This window comes from Paenibacillus sp. HWE-109, from assembly GCF_022163125.1.
In the GTDB taxonomy this organism is placed as follows: Bacteria; Bacillota; Bacilli; order Paenibacillales; family NBRC-103111; genus Paenibacillus_E.
This window is the reverse complement of sequence record NZ_CP091881.1, coordinates 4,003,128-4,026,711: the sequence shown is the minus strand read 5'-3', so window position 1 is coordinate 4,026,711 and position 23,584 is coordinate 4,003,128. Positions and strand designations below refer to the sequence as shown.

At 47.1% G+C, this 23,584-nt stretch carries 24 protein-coding genes; 21 read left to right on the top strand and 3 right to left on the bottom strand.

Translation table 11 applies throughout. From position 1 onward, the window contains the following. Nucleotides 1-6 precede the first annotated feature (6 nt). From LOZ80_RS17175 to LOZ80_RS17165, 3 genes are all read left to right on the top strand, one after another. On the top strand, nt 7-897 hold the full coding sequence (locus tag LOZ80_RS17175; RefSeq protein WP_238172508.1) for a menaquinol-cytochrome c reductase cytochrome b/c subunit: 891 nt from the start codon (nt 7-9) through the stop codon (nt 895-897). 111 nt (nt 898-1,008) lie between these two features. Continuing rightward, on the top strand, nt 1,009-1,623 hold the full coding sequence (locus LOZ80_RS17170; RefSeq protein ID WP_337951020.1) for a DUF1405 domain-containing protein: 615 nt from the start codon (nt 1,009-1,011) through the stop codon (nt 1,621-1,623). Nucleotides 1,624-1,689: 66 nt separating this feature from the next. Then, a complete protein-coding gene (locus tag LOZ80_RS17165) occupies nt 1,690-2,568 on the top strand; it encodes a sporulation protein YpjB (protein WP_238172506.1) in 879 nt (292 codons plus the stop codon). An 83-nt stretch (nt 2,569-2,651) separates the two neighbouring features. On the opposite strand, the gene LOZ80_RS17160 is transcribed toward LOZ80_RS17165, so the two are convergent. Beyond that, the gene (locus LOZ80_RS17160; RefSeq protein WP_238172505.1) at nt 2,652-3,524 is read right to left on the bottom strand and encodes a YitT family protein; all 873 of its coding nucleotides are present in this window, start codon (nt 3,522-3,524) and stop codon (nt 2,652-2,654) included. Between the two features lie 112 nt (nt 3,525-3,636). On the opposite strand from LOZ80_RS17160, the gene LOZ80_RS17155 reads away from it, so the two are divergent. The 14 genes from LOZ80_RS17155 to LOZ80_RS17090 all read left to right on the top strand — a co-directional run bounded on the left by LOZ80_RS17155 (nt 3,637) and on the right by LOZ80_RS17090 (nt 17,055). Further along, on the top strand, nt 3,637-3,975 hold the full coding sequence (locus tag LOZ80_RS17155) for a nucleotide pyrophosphohydrolase (RefSeq protein ID WP_189014338.1): 339 nt from the start codon (nt 3,637-3,639) through the stop codon (nt 3,973-3,975). A gap of 63 nt (nt 3,976-4,038) precedes the next feature. Continuing rightward, a complete protein-coding gene (locus LOZ80_RS17150) occupies nt 4,039-4,542 on the top strand; it encodes a tetratricopeptide repeat protein (RefSeq protein WP_238172504.1) in 504 nt (167 codons plus the stop codon). 33 nt (nt 4,543-4,575) lie between these two features. Continuing rightward, a complete protein-coding gene (dapB, locus tag LOZ80_RS17145; RefSeq protein WP_238172503.1) occupies nt 4,576-5,379 on the top strand; it encodes a 4-hydroxy-tetrahydrodipicolinate reductase in 804 nt (267 codons plus the stop codon). Between the two features lie 25 nt (nt 5,380-5,404). Further along, the gene (locus tag LOZ80_RS17140; protein ID WP_238172502.1) at nt 5,405-5,824 is read left to right on the top strand and encodes a methylglyoxal synthase; all 420 of its coding nucleotides are present in this window, start codon (nt 5,405-5,407) and stop codon (nt 5,822-5,824) included. A gap of 1 nt (nt 5,825) precedes the next feature. Next, the gene (bshB1, locus tag LOZ80_RS17135) at nt 5,826-6,518 is read left to right on the top strand and encodes a bacillithiol biosynthesis deacetylase BshB1 (protein WP_238172501.1); all 693 of its coding nucleotides are present in this window, start codon (nt 5,826-5,828) and stop codon (nt 6,516-6,518) included. 18 nt (nt 6,519-6,536) lie between these two features. Continuing rightward, nucleotides 6,537-7,709 (top strand): N-acetyl-alpha-D-glucosaminyl L-malate synthase BshA, encoded by a 1,173-nt coding sequence (gene bshA / locus LOZ80_RS17130; RefSeq protein ID WP_189014347.1) that lies wholly within the window; start codon nt 6,537-6,539, stop codon nt 7,707-7,709. 36 nt (nt 7,710-7,745) lie between these two features. Further along, entirely contained in the window at nt 7,746-9,029 is a 1,284-nt protein-coding gene (locus tag LOZ80_RS17125) for a CCA tRNA nucleotidyltransferase (protein ID WP_238172500.1), read from the top strand. A 428-nt stretch (nt 9,030-9,457) separates the two neighbouring features. After that, nucleotides 9,458-10,426 carry a biotin--[acetyl-CoA-carboxylase] ligase gene (locus tag LOZ80_RS17120; RefSeq protein WP_238172499.1) on the top strand — a complete coding sequence of 323 codons (969 nt, stop codon included), beginning with the start codon at nt 9,458-9,460 and terminating at the stop codon, nt 10,424-10,426. 248 nt (nt 10,427-10,674) lie between these two features. After that, nucleotides 10,675-11,532: a 3-methyl-2-oxobutanoate hydroxymethyltransferase gene (panB, locus tag LOZ80_RS17115; RefSeq protein WP_238172498.1), complete on the top strand. Its 858-nt coding sequence runs from the start codon at nt 10,675-10,677 to the stop codon at nt 11,530-11,532. A gap of 23 nt (nt 11,533-11,555) precedes the next feature. Beyond that, the gene (gene panC / locus LOZ80_RS17110) at nt 11,556-12,419 is read left to right on the top strand and encodes a pantoate--beta-alanine ligase (RefSeq protein WP_238173011.1); all 864 of its coding nucleotides are present in this window, start codon (nt 11,556-11,558) and stop codon (nt 12,417-12,419) included. Nucleotides 12,420-12,424: 5 nt separating this feature from the next. After that, complete coding sequence (gene panD / locus LOZ80_RS17105) at nt 12,425-12,808, top strand: aspartate 1-decarboxylase (RefSeq protein ID WP_238172497.1); 384 nt, start codon at nt 12,425-12,427, stop codon at nt 12,806-12,808. A gap of 78 nt (nt 12,809-12,886) precedes the next feature. Beyond that, nucleotides 12,887-13,480, top strand: coding sequence for a tetratricopeptide repeat protein (locus LOZ80_RS17100; protein ID WP_238172496.1), 594 nt, complete (start codon nt 12,887-12,889; stop codon nt 13,478-13,480). A gap of 90 nt (nt 13,481-13,570) precedes the next feature. Continuing rightward, nucleotides 13,571-16,432 carry an ATP-dependent DNA helicase DinG gene (dinG, locus tag LOZ80_RS17095; RefSeq protein WP_238172495.1) on the top strand — a complete coding sequence of 954 codons (2,862 nt, stop codon included), beginning with the start codon at nt 13,571-13,573 and terminating at the stop codon, nt 16,430-16,432. A 2-nt stretch (nt 16,433-16,434) separates the two neighbouring features. Further along, nucleotides 16,435-17,055 carry a redox-sensing transcriptional repressor Rex gene (locus LOZ80_RS17090; protein WP_189014361.1) on the top strand — a complete coding sequence of 207 codons (621 nt, stop codon included), beginning with the start codon at nt 16,435-16,437 and terminating at the stop codon, nt 17,053-17,055. A gap of 435 nt (nt 17,056-17,490) precedes the next feature. On the opposite strand, the gene LOZ80_RS17085 is transcribed toward LOZ80_RS17090, so the two are convergent. After that, nucleotides 17,491-18,492 (bottom strand): inorganic phosphate transporter, encoded by a 1,002-nt coding sequence (locus LOZ80_RS17085; RefSeq protein ID WP_238172494.1) that lies wholly within the window; start codon nt 18,490-18,492, stop codon nt 17,491-17,493. A 61-nt stretch (nt 18,493-18,553) separates the two neighbouring features. Beyond that, nucleotides 18,554-19,180, bottom strand: coding sequence for a DUF47 domain-containing protein (locus LOZ80_RS17080; protein WP_189014365.1), 627 nt, complete (start codon nt 19,178-19,180; stop codon nt 18,554-18,556). Nucleotides 19,181-19,436: 256 nt separating this feature from the next. Here LOZ80_RS17080 and LOZ80_RS17075 point away from each other — a divergent pair, with 256 nt between their 5' ends. The 4 genes from LOZ80_RS17075 (at nt 19,437) to LOZ80_RS17060 (ending at nt 23,407) form a co-directional block, all read left to right on the top strand. Beyond that, nucleotides 19,437-20,732, top strand: a complete 1,296-nt coding sequence (locus LOZ80_RS17075) for an amidohydrolase (RefSeq protein WP_238172493.1) — start codon at nt 19,437-19,439, stop codon at nt 20,730-20,732. Between the two features lie 42 nt (nt 20,733-20,774). After that, nucleotides 20,775-21,263, top strand: coding sequence for a cell wall elongation regulator TseB-like domain-containing protein (locus tag LOZ80_RS17070; protein WP_238172492.1), 489 nt, complete (start codon nt 20,775-20,777; stop codon nt 21,261-21,263). A gap of 115 nt (nt 21,264-21,378) precedes the next feature. Then, nucleotides 21,379-21,909: a hypothetical protein gene (locus tag LOZ80_RS17065; protein ID WP_238172491.1), complete on the top strand. Its 531-nt coding sequence runs from the start codon at nt 21,379-21,381 to the stop codon at nt 21,907-21,909. Further along, nucleotides 21,902-23,407 (top strand): AAA family ATPase, encoded by a 1,506-nt coding sequence (locus LOZ80_RS17060; RefSeq protein WP_238172490.1) that lies wholly within the window; start codon nt 21,902-21,904, stop codon nt 23,405-23,407. The genes LOZ80_RS17065 and LOZ80_RS17060 overlap by 8 nt, the downstream gene beginning before the upstream one ends. Nucleotides 23,408-23,584: the final 177 nt, after the last annotated feature.

Below are 23,584 nucleotides of genomic sequence, written 5' to 3'. Positions count from 1 at the left end.
CAATGCGTGGCGCATGGTCATAAGTCTGACGAAAAAATCGTTTATGTGGGAGATTCCCGCGTAATTAAAAAAACACAAGAGCAACGACTGATTCCTAGAGATTATTCTGCATATCCGGGGAAATCAGAAGCGTTCGTACCAAACTTCTTGTTGAAAGAATGGATGGTTGGTGTCGTTGTATTGGTCGGAATGCTCGTACTGGTCATGTCCGATCCAGCTCCGCTAGGTTATCCTGCGGATCCTAAGAACACCGCGTTCATTCCGATGCCGGATTGGTATTTCTTATTCATGTATCAATTGCTGAAATACCCATATACATCAGGTGATTATGTTGTACTTGGTGCGGTTGTTGTTCCTGGTCTATTATTCGGCGGTTTGCTGCTTGCTCCATTCTTGGATACGGGCAAAGAACGTCGTTTCTACAGAAGACCGATTGCTTCAACTTTAATGATTCTATCCTTGGTAGCATGTACATACTTGACTTACACGTCATGGTCGCATTATCAAATAGAATTGAAAGAGAAAAACATTGTTCCTGAGCACATCAAGCGTGAAGAAGAAATGCACGCTAACAAAGGTGCTGCTGCTGGCGGCGGTGCTTCCAAAGACACGAAAAAAGGTGCAGCAATCGTTGCAGCTGATGATCCAGGTGCTGAAATTTACAAGAAAGCTACTTGCTTGTCTTGTCATGGCGCAGGACTTAAAGGGATGCCGGCTTCAGGTGTACCTGCCCTTCTGGGTGTAGGTGACAAGCATTCCCAAGAGGAAATTCTTGGAATCATCAAAAATGGTAAGGGTAACATGGGTAAACAATACCAAGCTAACCTTGACAAAGGTTTATCAGATGCTGATGTCACGAAGCTTGCAGAGTGGCTATCCAAACAAAAAGCCCAATAATATGGGAAACCTGATCGCGTTAAGCGGTCAGGTTTTTTTAAATCAATTAGAGGAGGAGCATACTTACAGATGGGGTTATCTGCCAGCTATTTTTGGAGCAAGGATTTTCTATTGAGTAAAAAAATATTGTGGCTGCTGTTCATTTCCAACTTGCTTGGAACCGTATATGGTTATGAATGGTATTGGATTCAAATGAGCAATACCATTGCCGAGAAACCGTTATGGTATGTTTTTTTTGTGCCTGACAGCCCTACAGCCAGTCTCTTTTTTACCTTATCTGTTGGTTATTTGCTTCTGGATCACACTTCCAATAAACAGTCTGGCCAATTGTATCAAGCCATTAGAGGCTTTATCGAAGCTTTCGCATTAATTACTTCTTTTAAATATGGCATTTGGGCCGTTACGATGATTTGGGCCGGAGCTTGGCAAGGCGTCGCGGTAGGTTGGGATGGCTGGATGTTAACGAGTTCACATTTGGCGATGGCTTTGGAAGCGTTACTATTTGTACGTTGGTACCGTTACAAAGTTGGAGCGATCGTGTTGGTTGCGGCATGGACGTTCTGGAATGATTTCATGGATTATGAAAGAGGGGTTTTCCCAAGTTTGCCGAGCGTCCTAGTGGATAACTTCTATCGGACCATCGAAGCCTTCACCATTGGCTTGAGCATTGTAGGCATTTTGATTGCTGTTTACTGCTTAATCGTGCGGCGAAAAACAAGTCCATAATTACTTCATAGCTGGTCTAAAATGGGACGAACCTCCATAAGATGATGGTGAAGGAGGGGGAGTCCCATGTTTCATTCTACGAAAACGAGAAAACTGGCAGCTGTCATTGTGCTGTCTTTGGTTGTAAGCATCAGCGCGGCTTGCGGAGCCAGCACTCGCACGAGTGGACAAGCTGCGAAACCGATAGATGCTGAGCAAGTGCAGCGGGTGGAATTTCTAAATCAGATTGCAGACGATATGTACAAGCAAACGATGGATGGTCAAGTGGCGGAGGCGAGAAATAAACTGCAGCAAATGTCCGATCAAATTCCTAAGATTCACTTTGAGGGCATTACTTCGGTTGAAGGTCTCAATGCCTTAACTGAAACGATTACAGAAGCGAAGCGGGTCTACAATGCGGTGAATTATTCCCCTGATGAAGGACAAGTAGCTGTAGCCAAAATTCGCCTTGCGACAGACGCTTTGACTCATAAGAATCAACCGATGTGGCTGCAATATTACAAAGTACTGCAGAATGATACATCCTTACTGACTCAGGATCTCAAAGCGAATAAACAAAATGAAATGCTGACTGATTTTGGTAAATTATCGCAGCATGTAGCCATTATTCATCCTGCTATTCTCATTAGTCGAGATGCAGGTTCTGTTGAGAAACTCGATTCTTTGCTCGTTTTCTTACATAAATACATAAATGAGAAACCAATGGCAGTGAATCAAGTTGAATCTGGATTGGGGCATCTCCATCAGGTTTTGGACGAACTGTTTCTGAAGAACAAGGATGCAATCGCCTTCGTGCCGATTACAGACCCGAGACAGCCGATTATTTGGTCATTAGGCATTGGGCTCATCATTGTAAGTGTGTTGTCTTTTGTCGGTTGGAAAATGTATCAGCCAGGAAGAAGTTTTGTGCCGGTCAAACAAACGCGTGAAGGCAAGAATCGATAGAGACTCAGTTGCACCTGCAGGAAAATAGCAGCTCCCAAAGGCTTACAAGCCTTGAGAGCTGCTATTTGTGTTGGGAGCGTAGCTTATTGTGTTTTGAAGCCCTCGCCTATTACATCGTGGACCTCGCCAATGATGATAAAGGCGCGCGGATCTATGGCGTGGATGAGTTCGCGAAGTCTTCTTGTTTCGTGGCGATAGACAACACAATAAACAACTTCTTTTTCATTGCCGGAATAGGCTCCCCGGGCAGGAAATATGGTCACGCCTCTGTCTAGCTCTTGCGTAATAGATTTGGCTAAAGGGACAGCCAGCTCGCTTATGATCGTAAAAGCTTTAGCTGTATAGGCGCCCTCCGATATGTAATCAATGATGCGTGAGCTGACGAATACAGCGACGAGCGAATAAAGCACTTTTTCCTTGGGCAGGTAAAGAAAGGATGATCCGATGACAATGACATCGATAATCAGGATGACTTGTCCAACGCTCCAGCCCTTTTTCTTCTGCCCGATGCGGGCTAAGATATCCGAACCGCCTGTCGTTCCGCCAAAGCGGAAGACGAGACCAAGGCCAATCCCGAGGGTGACCCCGGCATACAAAGTTGCAAGGAAGTAGTCTTGGCTCGTTTGGAAAGGGATTAGCCATTGAGCTCGAATGAGCAGTTCCATGACCCAAAGAAAGAAGGATAGGGATACAACACCGAAAATCGTATACAGCATCGGCCCTTTGCCGAAGAAGCGCCACCCCAAATAAAATAGCGGTATATTGATGACTAGGGTGGAGATGGAAGGGGGAACGTTCAACACATATTTGAGCAGCAAGGAGATGCCGGTGACACCGCCCTCCATTAACTCGTTGGAAATGACGAAATAATGCAAACCGAACGCATAGATTGCAGTGCCGACCATAATCGCAAACACGTTCGTAAATTGATCTGCAAATCGTTCTTTGAAAATCATTCTTATTCCTCCAGATAGGTGATGAGATCGTCAAAAAAATTTGTCAACTTTTCTTGTTTAGTTTAACATAGTAATGATAGCTTTGGTTAAGATGATGGAGAGAAGGGTGAACATGTCAGAACGTACACTTAAAGATATACAGCAAGAAGTTGATACTTATATTTCCCAGTTCAAGGAAGGATATTTCAGTCCGTTAGCGATGCTGGCCAGGATGTCCGAAGAAGTTGGGGAATTAGCTAGAGAGGTCAATCATACCTACGGGGAAAAGCCTAAAAAAAGTACAGAAGCGGATAATTCCATCGAGCTGGAGCTTGGCGATATTTTATTTATCACGATTTGTTTCGCTAACTCACTCGGGATTGATCTGACCGAAGCCCATGATAAAATCATGCACAAATTCAATACACGGGACGCAGGTCGTTGGACCAAAATTAACACCGAAAGCACGTAAGCTTCATAAACTGTACTATCCCCTGTTAACGGGAAACTCGCTTTCGCAAAGGAGGATGGGCAGATGAATGGAGAAGATCAGATACAGAAAGCGTACGAATCCATACTTGGTCATGATTTCGAAAAAGCCATTGAATGGTTTGAAAAAGCGATAGCTGCGGAACCAGACAATGCTGCCTATCACTATAAGCTTTCGATTACCTTTGCTAGAAGCAACAAGCTGTTTCAAGCGATTGAGCATGCCAGCAAGGCGCTGGATTTGGAAAAGGACAACGAGGTTTACCGTTATCACTTGCAAGTTTTACACGCACGAGAACTAGTTGATAGAGCACAAAAAGAAATAAGTGCCAAATCCGAACACGGAGAGCGGGCGATTTTTCTGCTCAAAGAAGCGATTGTTCTTGATCCTCTGGCGATTGAAGCGTATCTTATACTAGGCGAAGTATTCGCTCTTCGCAATGATTATAGCAGAGGTTACCAGGTTGTAATGGATGCTCTTCGTCTAGAGCCGAATCATGAACTGGCGAAGCAGCAGGCTGCCCGCTATCAACTCAAGCTGAAATTGTAGGATGGAAACACATAAAAAGGAGATACACGACGCATGGATCGTAAAATTCGAGTAGCAGTCATTGGAGCAAGTGGAAGAATGGGGCGAGAGGTCGTCAAGACCGTATTGACAGAGTCTGATATGGAGTTGGTGGCAGGTGTCAGCCGCTCCTCTGGCCCAATTGATTTAGGGAAAATGGTTGGATTAGAAGCATGCGGTGTTTACATGAGCAATGATGTTGAACAGGCTTTAATCGAATCCAAACCAGATGTTTTAGTCGATTTCACTGGACCGCAGACAGCGGTTTCCCATACAAACTTAGCCATTCGTTTAGGAATTCGCCCCGTCATGGGGACGACTGGTTTCACGCCTGAAGCTATCGTACAATTGGACAAGCAGTGTCAAGATGGAGGGATTGGCGGCATTATCGCGCCTAATTTCTCGATTGGCGCTATTCTGATGATGAAGTTCGCCGCACAAGCATCCAAGTATTTCCCGAATTTGGAAATCATTGAATACCATGGCGATCAGAAGTTGGATGCTCCATCTGGAACAGCTGTCAAAACGGCTGAGCTCATCTCCGAAGTCAGAGAAGAGCGCCGTCAAGGCAACCCTAAGGAAGAAGAAACAATTGAAGGCTCGCGCGGCGGGTATTACAATGGGTTTAGAATACATAGTGTTCGATTGCCAGGCATTTTTGCTCAGCAAGAAGTGATTATGGCCGAACCAGGTCAGGCTCTTAAGATCAGACATGATTCTTATGATCGTGCCGCTTATATGCCAGGCGTTGCTATTGCTGTTCGTAAAGTGATGACGTATAGCGGAATGATTTATGGATTTGAGCATTTTATAGATTAAGAGCCCTAGGGGAGTGGAATGTAGGATGTTAAAGATTGCGCTAATTGCCCATGATCGGAAGAAAGACGAAATGGTGAACTTTGTAACAGCTTATGAACATGTATTTGAGGGACATCAGCTGTATGGAACGGGAACAACGGGGCAACGCATCATGGATGCTACCAAATTGAGTGTACATCGCTTCATGTCAGGTCCGCTTGGCGGGGATCAGCAAATTGGCGCTTTAGTGGCACAAAATGAAATGGATTTTATTATATTTTTACGCGATCCATTAATGGCTCAGCCGCATGAACCCGATATTATTGCGCTTCTGCGTCTGTGCGATGTTCAAGGGATTCCTTGTGCGACGAATGTAGCGACGGCCGAATTGCTCGTCCGAGCCTTGGATCGCGGTGATTTCGCTTGGCGCGAACTCGTACATAAATATAAACCAGGTATTGAATAAGATGAGCGACAAACTTGATATCCTTATTTTTGGCGCACATGCAGACGATGCCGAGATTGGCATGGGGGCTACCATTGCCAAGCACACCGCTCAGGGTGTCAAAGTAGGCATCTGCGATCTAACCTATGCGGAGATGTCTTCCAATGGTACCGTCGAGACCAGAATCCAGGAAGCGGAGGAAGCGGCTAAACTTTTGGGCTTAACGGTCCGTTCCAATCTGGGTTTACCGGATCGCGGTCTGTCGAATCAGCCTAGCCATATTGAACGCATTACCCGGGAAATACGTAAATATAAGCCGCGTATCGTGTTTGCGCCCTATTGGCAAGACCGCCATCCTGATCATATTGCCTGTTCAGCTTTGGTTCAGGAAGCCGTATTTAACGCAAAATTGCGCAAGTACTTGCCGGAGTCAGAACCGGTGAATGTTGAACAATTATACTTTTATTTTATAAATGATGTGTATGACGCTGATCTTATGGTTAATGTGACCGATTGGTATGATCAAAAAATAGCCGCTCTAAGCGCGTATCGCTCACAGTTTGTAACAGGGCAAGGCACAGTGGCAACGCCATTAAATCAAGGTTATATAGAACGAGTAGAAGCTCGGGATCGTCTGATGGGGCAGAAACGAATGATTACCTATGCGGAAGGTTTCGTTTCCAAATTACCTTATGTGGTAGATCGCTTCGAGTGATCGGAAGAGAGGTGTAGGATGAGCGACAAACTTAAAATTGGCATTACCTGTTATCCGACTTTGGGCGGATCCGGGGTTGTTGCGACAGAACTTGGCAAGCTGCTTGCCGAAAAAGGACACGAGGTTCACTTTATTACTCACAGCATGCCTTTCCGTTTGGGGAAATTTCATAAAAATATTTTTTATCATGAAGTCGAAGTTAGCCAATATTATGTATTCCGTTATCCGCCTTATGATCTTTCGCTGGCTAGTAAGTTAGCGCAAGTTGCCAAGATGGAAGAATTGGATTTATTGCATGTGCACTACGCAATTCCCCATGCTGTCTGCGCGCTGCTGGCTAAGCAGATGGTTGGAACTAAACTGAAAGTTGTAACAACGCTTCATGGAACAGATATTACAGTGCTGGGCCAGGATCAATCGATTTCTGATTTAATTCGTTATGCGATTAATGAAAGCGATGCGGTTACAGCTGTTTCGAAGGATTTAATTAAAGAAACCAGGGAATCCTTGGATATTGACCGTGATATTGATTTAACCTATAACTTTGTTGATAAACGTGTGTACTATCCGCGGGACATTTCCAAGCTAAGAGGGGAATTTGCCCGCCCGGAAGAAAAAATATTAATTCATATTTCCAATTTCAGGCCAGTTAAAAGGGTGCAGGATGTCGTCGACATTTTTGCCAATGTGAGCAAACGGATTCCTTCAAGGCTTTTATTTGTTGGAGAAGGACCTGATCTTTCGAAAATGATCGCCAAAGTCAAAGAGCTTGGGCTTACGGATAAGGTAACGTTTTGTGGTAAACAGGATGATGTTGCCCAGGTGATTTCGCTTGCTGACCTGATGCTTCTGCCTTCTGAGAAGGAAAGCTTCGGCCTCGTTGCACTGGAAGCAATGGCTTGCGGTGTGCCGACGATCGGTTCCAATGCAGGGGGAATTCCAGAGCTCATCACACATGGTGAGACCGGGTACTTGGCTGAAGTAGGCGATACGGAGAAAATGGCTGATCTTGCCGTTAACTTGTTAAGCAATCAGGTCTTATATGAACAAGTGGTCGCGAATTGTTTGAACCGCGCCAGACATACGTTCTGTAATGATATTACAACAGTTCAATATGAAGAAATTTATTATCGCGTACTCGGAAGAGAACTTCCAGAATCTCATCGCATTACAGCTTCTGCCTGCCAATAAAGGCGAAGATAGCTGGTCAGGAGTAACATGTCGGATGTGGATAACAAAGATAGATTGGATCACGGGGCTGCGCTGCTAGTCCAGAAGCTTGTCGAAGCCGGTTACGAGGCGTATTTGGTTGGCGGTTGTGTGCGTGATACGGTCCTTAAGCGACCGATCAAAGACATTGACATCGCAACCTCAGCGCTCCCTGAACAGGTGATGGCAATCTTCTCCCGTACGGTGCCAACTGGGTTACAGCATGGTACGGTTACGGTTGTTTTGAGCGAGGGAACCTATGAAGTGACAACATTCCGGAAGGAAGCGGAATATGAAGGGTTTCGCCGACCTTCTTCCGTAACGTATATCTCGGATTTGAACGAGGATTTGAAACGGCGCGATTTCACGATGAACGCGATGGCGATGGATGGTCAGGGCGAGATTCTCGATCCATTCGGAGGGCAAGAAGATTTGGCCCGCGGGGTGCTGCGCTGCGTAGGCGCAGCCCAGGAGCGATTCGGCGAAGACGCGCTGCGGATGCTGCGCTGCATTCGCTTTGCTTCGGCTTATGATTTGCAGGTCGAGGAAAGCACTTGGTTGGCGCTGTTGGAGCAAGCTCCGCTTATGCGCCACATCGCTTTGGAGCGCGTGCGCAGCGAGTTCGCGCGCATGATCGAAGGTCCTGCGCCGGCGCGGGCCATCCGGTTGCTGCTGGCGAGCCGCCTTACGGCGCACTTCAAAAAGCAGCTTCCGCTGCCTTTTGAGCGCTGGCTCGCCTGGGATGACGCGCTGGACGCTGTCAGCGCGCTAGCAGGGCAGCATGACCGCTGGGCCATGCTGCTGATGCTGCTGGAGGTGCCGGCGGACACCGTCCGCACGGCGCTCCAGGAGCTGACCTTCTCCCGCGCCGACGGCGACGCGGTCGTGGCGATTCTCGCTCTGCGCGAGACGGTGGCCGTCGGCGTGGCAAACCCAGACCCTGCTCCGCTGGAGCGGGTCTGGAAGCTTGGCGCGGTGCGCCGCGGCGAAGCCGCAGCCCGCGCCCTGCTGCGGCTGCTGCGCGTGCTGCCGCATACTGCCGAGAAGCGCGGCGAGCTCGCGCGCTTCCTGCAAACCGCAGCGCCCGAACTGGTGCGCTGCGGAGAGGATTGGCTGAGCGAGGTTCCCTGCTTCAGCCTCAAACAGCTCGCCATATCCGGCAAGGATCTGGCGGAAGAGCTTGGGCTGCAGCCTGGCCCCTGGATGGGGGTCCTGCTGCAGCAGTTGCTCGAACGAACCGCGCTCGGTGATCTTCCGAACGAGCGAGATGCGCTATTGCAAGCCGCGCGTGCTGCGACATAGCAGCGCAGCGCGGTTTTTCTCAATATGGTTAGGGGTTCCCTTCATGATCTGTGTTTTTATCTCTTGAATTACCTCCAAGTAGGCATGAACAAGCACATTTAGATTGCCTATTCATGCCGGGCTCACCATGGTAGATAGTCTAATCGCAGGCTAGTAAAGGAACATCAATCCGCTATTCTAGGCATAAGCGTCATTATCGAGAGGTTGAGGGAACTACAGTGCGCTATTTTGCTGTTTTGGTGGGAAGTTCAGCAATTTTCATCGAAATAAGACCCTGTAGTTCCGCTACGCCCCTAACATCCCTGCTATTTGCCTATATAGCGTACTGTAGTTCCCTTAAAAAGATTTGCCGCTCTTAAGAAGCTCATCTTTGAACGGCCTCGAAAGAAGTTTTCTCATAATCCAGATAGATGGCGAGTGAACCAAACATGAATGAACGTATTTTGGAATTGTTCCAAGAAACGCCGGAGGCGTATGTGTCTGGCGAAGAAATCAGCCGCAGGCTGAACGTTAGCCGCACGGCGATATGGAAGCATATCGAAGAGCTGCGGGCAGCCGGATACGAATTTGAAGCCGCGCCGCGCAAAGGTTATCGACTGGTGAGCAAACCGGACCGTTGGCAAGTGAGTAAGCTGCTTGCCGGGTTGAAAACCAAAGTGCTAGGACAAAAAGTTCATGTATATGGCGCCGTAGACTCCACCCAAACAATTGCCCATGCGCTGGTTGCTTCAGGGGCTCAGGAAGGCACGATTGTGCTGGCGGAGGAACAGACAGCCGGGAGAGGCCGAATGGGCCGTGCGTGGCATTCTCCGTCGGGTAAAGGCATTTGGATGAGCATTGTGCTTACGCCGCGTGTCCCTGTTTATTTTATGCCGCAATTAACGCTGCTCAGCGCCGTCGCCTTGTGCCGCTCCATCCAGAAAGTATGCCAAGTTGAGATTGGCATCAAATGGCCGAATGATCTCCTCATCAAGGGCAAGAAGGTTAGCGGGATTTTGCTTGAAAGCAGCGGTGAAGATGAACGTCTCAAATATGTCATTGCCGGGATCGGCATCAGCGTCAATTTGACCACGGAAGATTATCCGGAGGCATTGCGAAACATTGCCACCTCACTGGCGATTGAATCCGGCCAGGTGATTTCAAGAGAACTTCTGGTCCAAACATTCCTGCTGGAATTTGAAGAGCTATATGCGCTCTATATGGACAAAGGGTTCGCGCCTATACGGCTGCTCTGGGAAGCGCTCAGTGTGACACTGAAGCGGCCTATTCGCACCTCCTCGCCTTCCGGTTTCATCGAAGGTATTGCTGACTCGTTGGACGACTCAGGTGCTCTAACGGTCATTACATCCTCTGGAGAGAAGGTTAGAATTTACTCTGGGGATATCGAACTAAAATAAAGATAAGGTATCAAATGGCAGCAGGATTTGGTATAATAGGGTGACAAGGCGGTATCCTTAAAGGAACGGCACTTGCAGCTTGACCGTATGTTGTTGCACACTTGAATAACCGTTATACGAGATGTTGGATTCTGCTCTGAGCCTTATGGGACCGAGACAGAAGGATCACCTTAGATTCTTTCTGCATGCGATCCTTTTAGCTCTTAGCTAAAAGGTTTTTTATTTTATATCAGGAAGTTGGGATTAACATGGAACAACGCAAGCCGCTAACTACAACGAAGATGAGAAAAATGAAGCAGGACGGCGTGCCGATCACGATGATCACAGCCTATGATTACCCTTCAGGCCGACTGGCGGAAGAGGCAGGCATTGATGTGATTCTTGTTGGTGATTCACTGGGCAATGTCGTGATCGGGTTCGACTCCACACTGCCGGTGACACTGGATGATATGGTGTACCATACGCGGGCGACGGTGCGGGGAGCATCTCGCACTTTTGTCGTAGCGGATATGCCGTTCCTTACGTACCATGGCAGTTTGGATGCGACGTTAAAAGGCGTTGCCCGCTTAATGCAAGAGGGTGGAGCGAAGGCGGTTAAGCTGGAAGGCGGAGCGGAAATCGCCGCGACGGTCAAAGCGATTACACAAGCTGGCGTTCCTGTCGTTGGACACTTGGGCTTAACGCCTCAGTCGGTTCATCAACTAGGCGGTTTCCGTGTACAGGGGAGAAGCTCGGAGCAAGCGGAGAAGCTGCTGAGCGATGCCAAAGCGATAGAGGAAGCGGGCGCATTCGCTATCGTGCTGGAGTTGGTTACCGATGAGTTGGCGCAATGGATATCCAAGCAGCTGACGATCCCGACAATTGGGATTGGATCAGGGGTACACTGCGATGGACAAGTGCTCGTCTATCATGACCTCTTGCAGTATGGTTCTGACAGTGCTCCCAGAAAGTTCGTCAAAGCTTATGCGAATATCGGGGAAACTATTCGAGATGGTATTGCCGAATATGTGAAAGAAGTGAAAACACGCGCTTTCCCAAGTCCCGAGAATACATTCCACATGGACAATGATGTCGTGCAATATTTGTACGGCGACAAGGAGGATTGATCGCTATGGAAGCGACTCAGACAATGCAAGTTGTTCATTCCATCGCCGAGCTGCGTTCGCGGATTAAGGATTTCCGGCGTACAACCGATCAAACCGTGGGTTTCGTGCCGACGATGGGGTATTTGCATGAAGGGCACGTAAGCTTATTGCGCAAGGCACGGGCACAAAGCGGACTGGTTGTCTTGAGCATTTTTGTCAACCCGCTGCAGTTCGGGCCGGGCGAGGACTTCGAACGGTATCCGCGCAATACGGAGAAGGACCTCCAGTTGGCTGAAGCGGCTGGCGCTGATCTGGTCTTTATGCCTTCCGTTGCTGAAATGTATCCGTCTCCGACGCGCACAACAGTGAATGTATCCGGACTAACAGCCAGACTATGCGGAGCATCGCGTCCAGGACACTTTGACGGCGTAGCCACTGTAGTCAGCAAGCTGTTTCATATTGTACAGCCGGATCAAGCTTTTTTTGGTCTTAAAGATGCCCAGCAGATCGCAGTGATTCAGCAAATGGTGCTGGACCTCAACCTGGCTGTAGAAATCGTTCCTTGCCCGACGCTGCGGGAAGTGGATGGGCTTGCCATGAGTTCCCGAAACGTGTATCTTTCTGAAGATGAGCGCAAGCAAGCTTTGGTGCTGTCGCAAGCTTTGGAGAAAGCCCGGGAGTATAGTCTTGCCCACGCCAGCTTTACATCCGAAGAGCTTGAAAGGCTTGTCAGGAGCCATATTTCAACCGCTTCATTAGCTGATATTGATTATGTCGAGGCGCTTGCTTATCCGACCTTGGAACCTTTTGACAACAGCTATCATACCCCTTCTATCATTATTGCTTTAGCTGTTAAGTTCGGCAAAACCCGGCTAATTGATAATCTCATTTTACAAGTAAGGAAGTGACGACGATGTTTCGCACAATGATGAAAGCCAAAATTCACCGCGCAACCGTTACAGAAGCCAATTTGGACTATATCGGAAGCATCACGATTGATGAAGATTTGATTGATTTGGTTGACATGCTGCCCAACGAGAAAGTGCAGATCGTCAATAACAACAACGGCGCACGCCTGGAAACCTACATTATTCCGGGGCCGCGCGGCTCTGGCGTTATTTGTCTGAACGGAGCAGCAGCACGGTTGGTACAGACTGGAGACACCGTTATTATCGTCTCGTACGCGATGATGAGCGATGAAGAGGCTAAGAAGCATCACCCGACAATTGCGATCATGGGCGCTAATAATAAAGTGGTTCAACTGCTGAAAGAGGAAGAGCACTCCACGATCCTTTAAGTCCTGACTGCCATGCATGAAATCGGCTCTGTTTACAAAGAATGAGGATAAGCTTTCGAAGCAAAGGTGGGATGCCAAATGTTTAAGCATTTATTTTCCACAATGAACGAGGTTTTGGAAGAAATCCAAAAAGAATATCCGAATAGTGATGTGGAAAAAAAGGCGGAGCTCGACGAACAACTGCAGGTGTTGAAAACGATGAGCGACGAGTTCATCGAGGCGTGGCTGCTTTTTGAGGAGAAGCTGGGAAAGTTTTATGGGGACGTACCGATCAGCACCCAAACCCTTCATAAAGAACTGATGGATCTTGATTTGTCCGGGAAGCAGACGGATGAATTCGTGCGGGGGCAGGGCTATTACAAGCTCTATATGTACGATCAGGCGAATAAAGAGTTCGCAGCATTGATTGAGAAGCAGCCTGATTTCTTGTTGGCCAGAGTGTATTTAGCGATGGGACATTTGCGGAAAGGGGAGTTTGGAGAAGCGTATCAACACTTCAAATTCCTGCTTCCCTTAACCGATAATTCCAAAATGAAGGCCATCTCCTATAATGCCATGGGCTGTATACAAGTTCAGAATCAGAATATGGAGAAAGCCTTTGAGTATTTCCAGAAAGCGTATCACACCGATCCTTCATGTATGGAGCCGCTGATCAATCTGGACGAATCTTAAGACCTAAACAGCGAACTAGGTATTCCCTTTTCCTCATCAGATTTGGTATGCTAGGAGAAGTGCAGGACGAAGGGATTGAAGATACACGTCATGAAATTTGCAGTTTTGGATTTTGAAACGACAGGAAGTCAGCCCGCGGATGAGATTATCCAGGTTGGATTAGTCATTATAGATCAATTTCAAATCACAGACAGGTATACTTCTCTGGTCAATCCAGGGATTAGTATACCTTCTTCCATTACAACCCTTACTGGCATTACGGAAGATATGGTAGCAGATGCCCCAACGCTTGATCAAGTCATGTCAGATATGTTTCCGCTTCTATTTGATTGCGTGCTGGTAGCCCATCATGCGGCTTTCGACGTGTCCTTTTTGCAAAAAGGTTTGACAAAGACGGGGTATCCGCCTTTCTCAGGACGCGTTTTGGATACGATCGATATGCTGCGTATGCTGTTTCCTTCGATTTCGAGCCTTCAACTTAGCATGGTGGCTGGTTTGTTCGGGCTTGATCATGAGAGACCCCACCAAGCGGATAGCGATGCAGAAGTGACAGCAGCCATCTGGGTCATGTGTTTGGAACGATTAATTGGATTGCCGCTTCTGACGATCCAACGCTTGCAGCATATTTTTGAAAACGGGAACAGTGATTTAGGCTGGTTCTTGGATGAAATCTGCTTATACAAAGAGTCCATCACAAGTGTAGATATGGATACGAATCGTTACTTCCGGCAATTCACGCTGAATGTTTCTGATTGGGGTGAGGAAGAAGATATTCGCACGCCATCCGATGAGGCTGGTTTGGGGGCTTCATTCAAGGAGTTCCATCAAGGACTCAAAACTGCGCTGCAAGAGAAGTTCGAGATCTTTGAAGATCGCGAATCTCAAGAGCAGATGATCCATGAAGTGGAGAAGTCGCTTGAGAACGATCAGCACTTGATGATAGAGGCAGGCACAGGTACGGGCAAATCGTTGGGATACTTGATCCCGGCCATTTATTATGGCATTAAGTATGAGAAGAAAGTGGTCGTATCGACGCACACGATCAATTTGCAGGAACAGCTGCGGGAGCGGGATATTCCGCTATTGAAGGCGATCTTTCCAGTGCCCTTCAAAGCCGCGGTGCTCAAAGGCAGAAGCCATTACCTCTGCCTGCGCAAATTCGAAACGAAATTGACGACGCGTGATTATGAGAATGGCAAGGAAGATCCGATAACGGCCGCGCAAATGGTTGTTTGGCTTAGTGAGACCGAACATGGCGACGATGAGGAACTGCATTTTGGAAATAAGGGGGCGCAGTTCTGGCATACGGTTGCCAGTGATACTGACTCCTGTTTGAACCGGATGTGTCCGTGGTATAAGAAATGCTTCTATCATCGCGCACGAAATGACGCCAATACGGCCGATGTGATCATCACCAACCATTCCCTCCTCTTCACGGATATGAAGGCTGAGAACCGCCTTCTACCGTCTTACAAGCACCTTGTCATTGATGAGGCGCATCATTTTGAAGAAGTTGCGAGCAAACACCTGGGTATTGAGCTTCATTCCTCGGCCTTCTACCATTCCTTATTATGGCTGTACAAAGATAATCGCAGTGGTCAATTGCCGATGCTCCGGTTTCGGTTGCAGAAGTCTGATGAGCATGCAGAACGCGCAGCAGTCTGGAGTCAAACGATAGACGGTCTCTTTCCTAAAATTATCAAAATCAAAGAGGATTGGGATCGACTGAGCGAATCGCTATATGAACTATTGGCTGCGAACAGCGACCCCTCCCAAACGGAAAATTCGCAGTATGTTCTGCGGATGAAGCCAGAGACGCTGCCGGACAATTGGCGAGAGCTAGTGATTATGGAAGACAATATTTATCTGAATGCCAACGATTTGCTGCGGACACTCGATAAATTGCTAAGTGAAGTCAAAGAGATGCAGGATGTGCTTGGCGTTCAAGGACTTGTGACTGACCTGAACGGTACGGTTAAGGAACTGTATGAACACCGCGACGCGCTGCACTTCTTCATGAAAATGGCTGACGAAGGCTATGTCTATTGGATGGAAGCCGGCACCTATGCCAAAGCCAAGTCACTGCAGTTGAACTCCGTACCTATTGATGTAAGCGGACTGCTGCAGCAGCATTTTTTTGAAACGAAAGATAGTATTATCCTAACCTCAGCGACTTTATCCGTGAATAAGTCCTTTCAGTACTCCGCTGATCAATTAGGCTTGGCGATTCCGGAAGATGAAGAGAGAGGCAAGCTCAAAACGGTGCAGTTGCCTTCGCCCTTCAATTACCGTGAACAAGCGCTTGTTGTAATTCCGCGTGATTTTCCAACGATCAAAGGTGCGGGAGATCCGGCCTTCATCAATGCCCTTATCCAATCACTTAGTGATGTAGCGCAAGTTACGAAGGGACGCATGTTAATCCTGTGTACCTCGAATCGGATGCTGAAGCAAATCTATGCAGGTATGAAGGACTTGCTCAAGCCATACGGCATCACCGTGCTGGGACAGGGCATTGACAGCAGCAACCGCAGCAAGTTGACCCGAATGTTCCAAGATAATGCTATGTGCGTTCTACTGGGCACCAGTTCGTTCTGGGAGGGTGTCGATATTCCCGGAGACGCGCTCAGCTGCTTGGCTATTATCCGACTGCCGTTCCAACCGCCCAACAACCCGTTGGTCGAAGCAAAATGCGAGAACATCAAGAAGCGGAATGAAAATCCGTTTATGAAATTCTCGGTGCCGCAGGCTGTCATTCGTTTCAAGCAAGGGTTTGGTCGGCTTGTCAGAAGGGCTTCCGATAAAGGAATCGTTATTATCTACGATACCCGCGTCATCGATACTTACTATGGCAAACACTTCCTCTACTCACTGCCTGGGCCTAAGATAGAGCATATGACGACGGAACAAATGTTACCAAGGATTGAGCAGTGGATGGGGATGGGGGATGCCTAAAGATGAAAACACAGAAAATATCAGAGGCTGTCGTACGCAGGTTGCCCATTTATTTACGGTATTTGAATGAGCTTTCGATGAAAAATGTGTCGACGGTATCCTCGCAGGATTTGGGCCAAAAGCTGGATCTGAATCCTGCTCAAATTCGCAAAGATCTGGCTTATTTTGGAGAGTTCGGGAAAAAAGGCATCGGCTACGACATCTCTTATTTGATCGAGAAGATTAGACAAATTCTTAAGCTTGACCGGCATATTCAAGTAGCTCTTGTCGGGGCGGGTAATCTGGGCCGTGCGTTGTGCAATTATAATACTTATCTGCGTAATGATATGAAAATAGTCGCTTTGTTCGATGCCATGCCTGAAAAAGCGGGGGAGATGATCAATAATTTGATCGTCCAGCCGATGTCCGAGATGAAGAGTGTTTTATCGCAGTTGGGCGTGCGTATTGGGATTATTACTGTACCGGCAGCCGAGGCTCAAAATGTAGCCAATCAATTCGTTGACTGCGGCATTGAAGCGATCCTGAATTTTGCACCTGTGATCATCAAGGTGCCCGCGGAAGTGCGCGTGCATTACGCGGATTTCACGACGGAGCTGCAAAGCCTGGCGTATTATTTGGATTAGCAGGAGCAAGAGCAGCAGCTCAAAATAGAACAGGTGAGGCGTGAGGGTGGAAACGCGCGACGGGGTAGCCCCCCATAGATGTACACATAGAAAAACCGTCAGGATGTACCTGACGGTTTTTATTTATTTGTTTTGGAGTGAACGCGGAATTACTCCAGCTGCCTCGGCGGACGTAAGGGAACTACGGTGCGCTATTCTAGCCAAAAGTGTCATTTTTCGGTAAGGTGAGGGAACTACAGTACGCTATTTTGCCGTTTCATGGGAATTTTCAACGTTTTCGTGGAAATAAGACCCTGTAGTTCCGCTATTAGTCACGCATCCCTACTTTTTGCTTAATTAGCGTCCTCTAGTTCCCTTACAAGGTTTTGCCGCTAAGAAGAGGCTGATTTATCAGGGCGGCGAAGCCGGTTTTCTTATTCGAACAAGATTGGAACTTTAAAAAATAAGTCTAAACAAGACGAAGTAAATCGAGAAGGCCAAAATGATGCTGATCGGAATGGTGATGATCCATGTTATAAGCATCCGCCCAACCGTGCCCCACTGAACATCATGGAAACGCAGCACACTGCCTGTCCCAATGATCGCGGACGAAATGACATGTGTTGTGGAAAGGGGTTTGCCGATGAAAGTCGAGAATTGAATAACAATGGATGAAGTTAAATCGGATGCAAAGCCATTGATGGGTTCAATTTTAACTATTTTACCGGAAACCGTTTTGATGATGCGCCATCCGCCGATGGAAGTACCAAGCCCCATCGCCAAGGCAGCGGAAATTTTTACCCAGAGAGGGACATTGAGATCAGTTTGTACGCCAGCTGCCACCAGACCAAAGACGATAATTCCCATTGCCTTTTGAGCGTCATTTCCACCATGGGAGTAGGATAACAGACCCGCGGAAATAATTTGCAGCGTACGGAACATCCGGTTTAATTTGGATCTTGATGTATTTCCCGACCAGATGACAATGTATTTGATCAGCACCATGATGAGATAACCAAGTCCAAAAGCAATGATAGGGGACAAAAGCAGGATGATGATAATTTGCGTAAATCCATCCCAGTTGACCGCATGGACGCCTGAACCGGCAATTACCGCACCTGCTAATGCGCCAAGCAAAGTATGAGAAGAGGAAGATGGAATGGAAAGGTACCATGTTAAAAGATTCCAGATAATAGCTGCCAATAAGGCGGCTATGACAATTTCTACGCCATTCTCAATCTTGGCAGGGTTCGCGATGCTGCCCCCGACCGTTTTGGCAACTTTGGAAGAAACCATAGCGCCAACAAAGTTAAGCGTTGCGGCCATGATGATGGCTACCCGCGGGCTAAGCGCTCGTGTTGAAATGGAAGTTGCAATCGCATTGGCTGTATCATGAAAGCCATTGATGAAGTCAAAAAGCAAAGCGAGAATGACAATAATAACTAAATAGGTTAACATGATTTCCTCCTAAGCGTTTTCCGATTGGAAAACTTTCTTCGCGTCATAGCAACGAAAGTTCCTATGAATAACGAAGCACGACACTGTCTAGGATATTGGCAACATCTTCACAAGCATCTGTCGTTTCTTCGAGACGCTCATAAATTTCTTTCAACTTGAAATCTTCGTACGGGTCTTTGCGAGTGATGAAAATTTGGCGAATGCCTTCCCGCATCAAGCGGTCTCCATCATTTTCGAGGGAGTTGATAGCTACGGTGTGCTCAGGGATTTGCATATATTTTTTCTTAGCAAGGAGTTTGAAGGCATCCAGCATATGCTGACAGGAGTCAACAATTACGGCTGAAAATTCTTTCATATAGGAGTCTGTGTGGGAAACAGAGAGATAATCGAATCGAGCAATCGTGGCTTCTATACCATCGGTCACATCATCTACTTTGGATGCGAGGACCATAATATCTTCCCGATCAATTGGGGTAATGAAAACTTTGTTCAGGCCTTTGAAGATTTCGTGTGTAATTGAATCACCAGCGTGTTCCAGATCATGAATGGGTTTAACGTATTCAATTGGAGGTTTATCACCCATCATAGCTGTGCGGAACAATTGTGCGGTTTGGAGTGCGTTTTCAGCAGCACGTATTAGTAGTTGCAAGAAATCGACTTCGTTCTTTTTTGTGAATAACGTTGTCATATAATCCTCCTATTATTTACTATATGTAGAAATTTTTGATCAAATTATCGTCTTTTTCAGGATAAACAGACCAATATGTAGAAAAAAACTCACAATGCTAAAAGTATCATATGAATCGTACTTTAAGCAACGAAAATTCCGTGACAATTTACATTTTCTTAACATAGCGATGTATTCTTGATTTTAGATGCCCGAAGTTGTAAAGTTTATAAAGCAGTGTTTGTCTTTAGAATGAGCATAGAGAGGGTTTTTTAGTATGAAAAAAACATTAATTACGAACGGAATTTTTATTTCTAATAATGAAGCGAAATCGTCAATCCAAGGTTGTATGGTGATTGAAGGCAATCAAATTACATACATTGGTGAGCAAAGCCCAGAACCGCGCGAAAACTATGATGAAGTGATCGATGGAACGAACAAGCTATACATGCCTGGTCTCGTCAACACACACGGACATGCGGCAATGTCACTGCTGCGTGGATACGGGGATGATCTGGCACTGCAAGTTTGGCTGGAAGAGAAAATGTGGCCGATGGAAGCCAAATTCACGTCTCAGGATGTCAAATGGGGGACACAGCTGTCCATTTTGGAAATGATCAAAGGCGGCACAACGACGGTTGTTGACATGTACGATCATATGAATGAAGTGGCCAAGTCTGTGGAGGAGTCAGGTATGCGCGGCGTGCTCACACGTGGTGTCATTGGCCTGTGCCCGCCCGATGTTCAAACCTCCAAGCTGATCGAAGCGACAGAATTTGCGAAAAATTGGCATGGTCAAGCGAATGGCCGAATCACAACGATGATGTCTCCGCATGCTCCTTATACGTGCCCGCCGGATTATATCGAACGTATCGTGCAGGCAGCCCATGATTTGAATCTGCCGATTCATACGCATATGTCAGAAACGAGCCGTGAAGTGCAAGCAAACGTTGATCAATACGGCCTGCGCCCTGTTGCTCACCTAGAGAAGATCGGCGTGTTCAGCAGACCGACGCTCGTCGCACATGGTGTACATTTGACAGATGAGGAAATCGGCATTCTTAAGCAATATGATGTTCGTGTATCCCATAATCCAGGCAGTAACCTGAAATTAGCTAGCGGTGTAGCTCGTGTTCCAGAGCTTTTGCGCGCAGGGGTAAAGGTCTCCCTTGGTACGGACGGCGCTGCTTCCAATAACAATTTGGATATGTTTGAAGAAATGAGATTGGCTGCACTGATCCATAAAGGTGTTTCCGGCGATCCGCTTGCAGTTCCAGCGGCGCAAGCACTTCTGTTGGGCACGCGCATGGGGGCAGAATCAGTGTGGTTGGATGACGTTGGTTCTTTGCAGCCGGGGATGAAAGCTGATTTCATCGCTTTGGATATCGATCAGCCGCATTTCCTGCCGCGGACAGATTTCGTTTCTCATATTGTGTACTCAGCTTGCGCCAAAGATGTAGTAGATGTTTGTGTAGATGGTAATTGGATCGTTCGCAAGGGCGAGAGCTTGACGCTGGATGAAGAAAAAATTAAGCGTGAATTTGTGCAGTCCTTTGACAGGCTGATTGGCTAAGCCACTTGCCGTTAAGTTCGTCTGGGGAGGTGATCCGCGAACATGAATACAAAGCGATCCATCATGCTCGGTGTTTTCATTGTTGTTACACTTGGTGTCGTACTTAGCCGCTTTTACTTGAATGTTCAGGATGAACATTGGGATGAAAAAAGCAAAGCAGTTGAAAAGGCTTATGAGAAAAGCATTATGACCAAAGCGACGAATGTGGATTTCTTCTATGGAGACGAGCCGCTGCAAATCGTTTATGGGGAAGATAAGTTAGGTCAAGGCGTCATTGTCTGGGTGTCTGACAAAGATACGCATACCGAGATGACAGCAGATGCTGTTACGGAGGACCAAGTTCGGGAGACGATGCTCAAAAAGGACGCTGACTTCGAAATTGAACGGGTAATCCCGGGTAAGCTTGGTCAGGAATATGTTTGGGAAGTATTCTACAAGAAGCAAGAAGATAGCGGAACACGTTATTTCTATGATTACTATAAATTCAAAGATGGAAGCTATCTGGATACGTACCGACTCAGCCTGCACTAGGGCTGAGTTTTTTCGTTTCCACTCTTTTCATAAAGCAATGGTGTATACCGCGTGATATACTATTCGTATAGAAAAGAACGAAACAAAATAATTGGAGAAAGGGGGACGTTGACTGATGAAGCTGCGTCTCTTACCTGTCGTAATCAGTGTAATCATTTCTGCCGGTGTTTTGTTCGGTGGATGGTTTGCCTATACAAGCTTGGCTATGGAAAATCCGTTAAGCGACATCATAAGCAAAGTTCCCGGTGTCACGAGCTCGACGATGAAATTGGATAGTGATCGTGTTGATATTGAAGTTTCACTAAATAAAGATGCGAATTTAAGAACGGTAGTTGATCGTATTCATAAGGATAGCGCTTCTATTATTGGTAAACGGACGGTTAATATTCACATCAAAGATAACCCTTCAGACAAGCTCGACCAGTGGTGGTCGAAAGCTTTATTTGAAGTTGCTCAAGCGATGGAAACGAAGCATTATGCCGATATACCAACCACTTTGCAGAAGTATGCAAGTGAAGTGCCGACAATGAAAGTGGAAAGTGAAATGGATCAGACCTACGTATACATTCGCTTGACAGATGGTGATGCGACGAAATTCATTATGCTGCCTAGAACTTCTCAGATCGGGGTGTGGCCGAATGAGTAAACTTTATAAAGAAATTGGTATTGGGTTTATTCCTGTTTTGCTTGCTTTTTTAGTATTTCTCGGTGTGAATATTATTCCTATTCTCTTCGTGGCCGTGCTGGGTGTATCGTTATTCTATATGATTCGCGGCCGAAGCGGCGTTGGGATTACGACTGGCGGCGGTGACCGCAAAAGCAAAAATCGCACGCCATCCTACTTAACTTTTGAGGAGATTGGCGGTCAGGATCGAGCGAAGAAAGAGTTGACGGAAGCGCTGGATTTTTTGATCAAACATGAGGAAATTAAGAAGCTGGGTATTCGCCCGCTCAAAGGGATACTGCTTACAGGTCCTCCGGGAACCGGGAAAACATTAATGGCCAAAGCCGCTGCTCATTATACGAATTCTGTCTACCTAGCTGCTTCAGGCAGTGAGTTTGTGGAGATGTATGTGGGTGTTGGCGCGAGCCGTGTACGTGATTTATTCAAAGAAGCTAGATCGCGAGCTGCCAAAGAAGGCAAGGACAATGCGATTATCTTTATTGATGAAATCGATGTGATCGGCGGCAAGCGGGATGGCGGTCAGCAAAGGGAATATGATCAGACACTCAATCAGTTATTGACGGAAATGGACGGGATTCACACGAATGACGCACCTCGCATTTTAATTATTGCCGCTACGAACCGTAAGGAAATGCTGGATAGCGCTTTATTGCGTCCTGGTCGATTCGACCGTCATATTGAAGTTGATTTGCCTGATAAGAAAGGCCGTCTGTCTATTCTGGATATCCATGTGAAAAATAAGCCATTGTCCAAGGGTGTATCCTTGGATACGATTGCTGATCAGACGTTTGGCTTCTCAGGAGCACAGCTCGAAGGGGTGCTGAATGAGGCTGCGATTTATGCGATGCGTGAAGAAAAACCAGCCATCGAACAGCATCACTTGGCATCTGCGATTGATAAGGTGATGATGGGGGAAAGAACAGATAAAGAAACCGCGCAAGAGGAGAAGGAACGTGTTGCATATCATGAATTAGGACATGCCATTATCGCTGAATTGGTTCGTCCCGGTTCCGTGTCTCAAGTTACGGTTAGCCCGCGTGGGAAAGCCTTAGGTTATGTACGACATAATCCACCTAAGGATCATTATCTATATACCAAAGATTATATTGAGCATCAGATCATGATTGCTTTGGGCGGAGCCGCCGCGGAGGAAATCTTCTATGGCGGACGCAGCACGGGTTCGCGCAATGACTTTGAACAAGCGTTGTCCATGGTTCGCAACATGATGGATTCCGGCTTGACCTCTTTAGGCATTATTGATCGTGAAATGGTAACCAAAGATCAATTGATGAAAGAGAATACAGCGATTCTCGATGCGCTTATGATTCGTACGAAGTTGCTGCTGGAACAGCAGCGCAGTGTGTTTGATCATTCGTTCGCGATACTGATGAAGGAAGAAGTCTTGTCAGGCGATACATTCCGCACGCTGTTTGATGCATCTGTGATCCAGAGTGCGTAGAGAAAACCGTTGGCCATTGGTCAACGGTTTTTGTGCTGAGAAACAACGTTACCGGCAGCGAAGGAGGATCGTGGACGGCATTTCAGGTGAGCGTGCTTCCGAGCACGAGCGTGTAAAGTACTTCACGCCGTCACCTAGGCTTGTCATGTATGCCTGATGCGCTGAATTGTGGCGAAT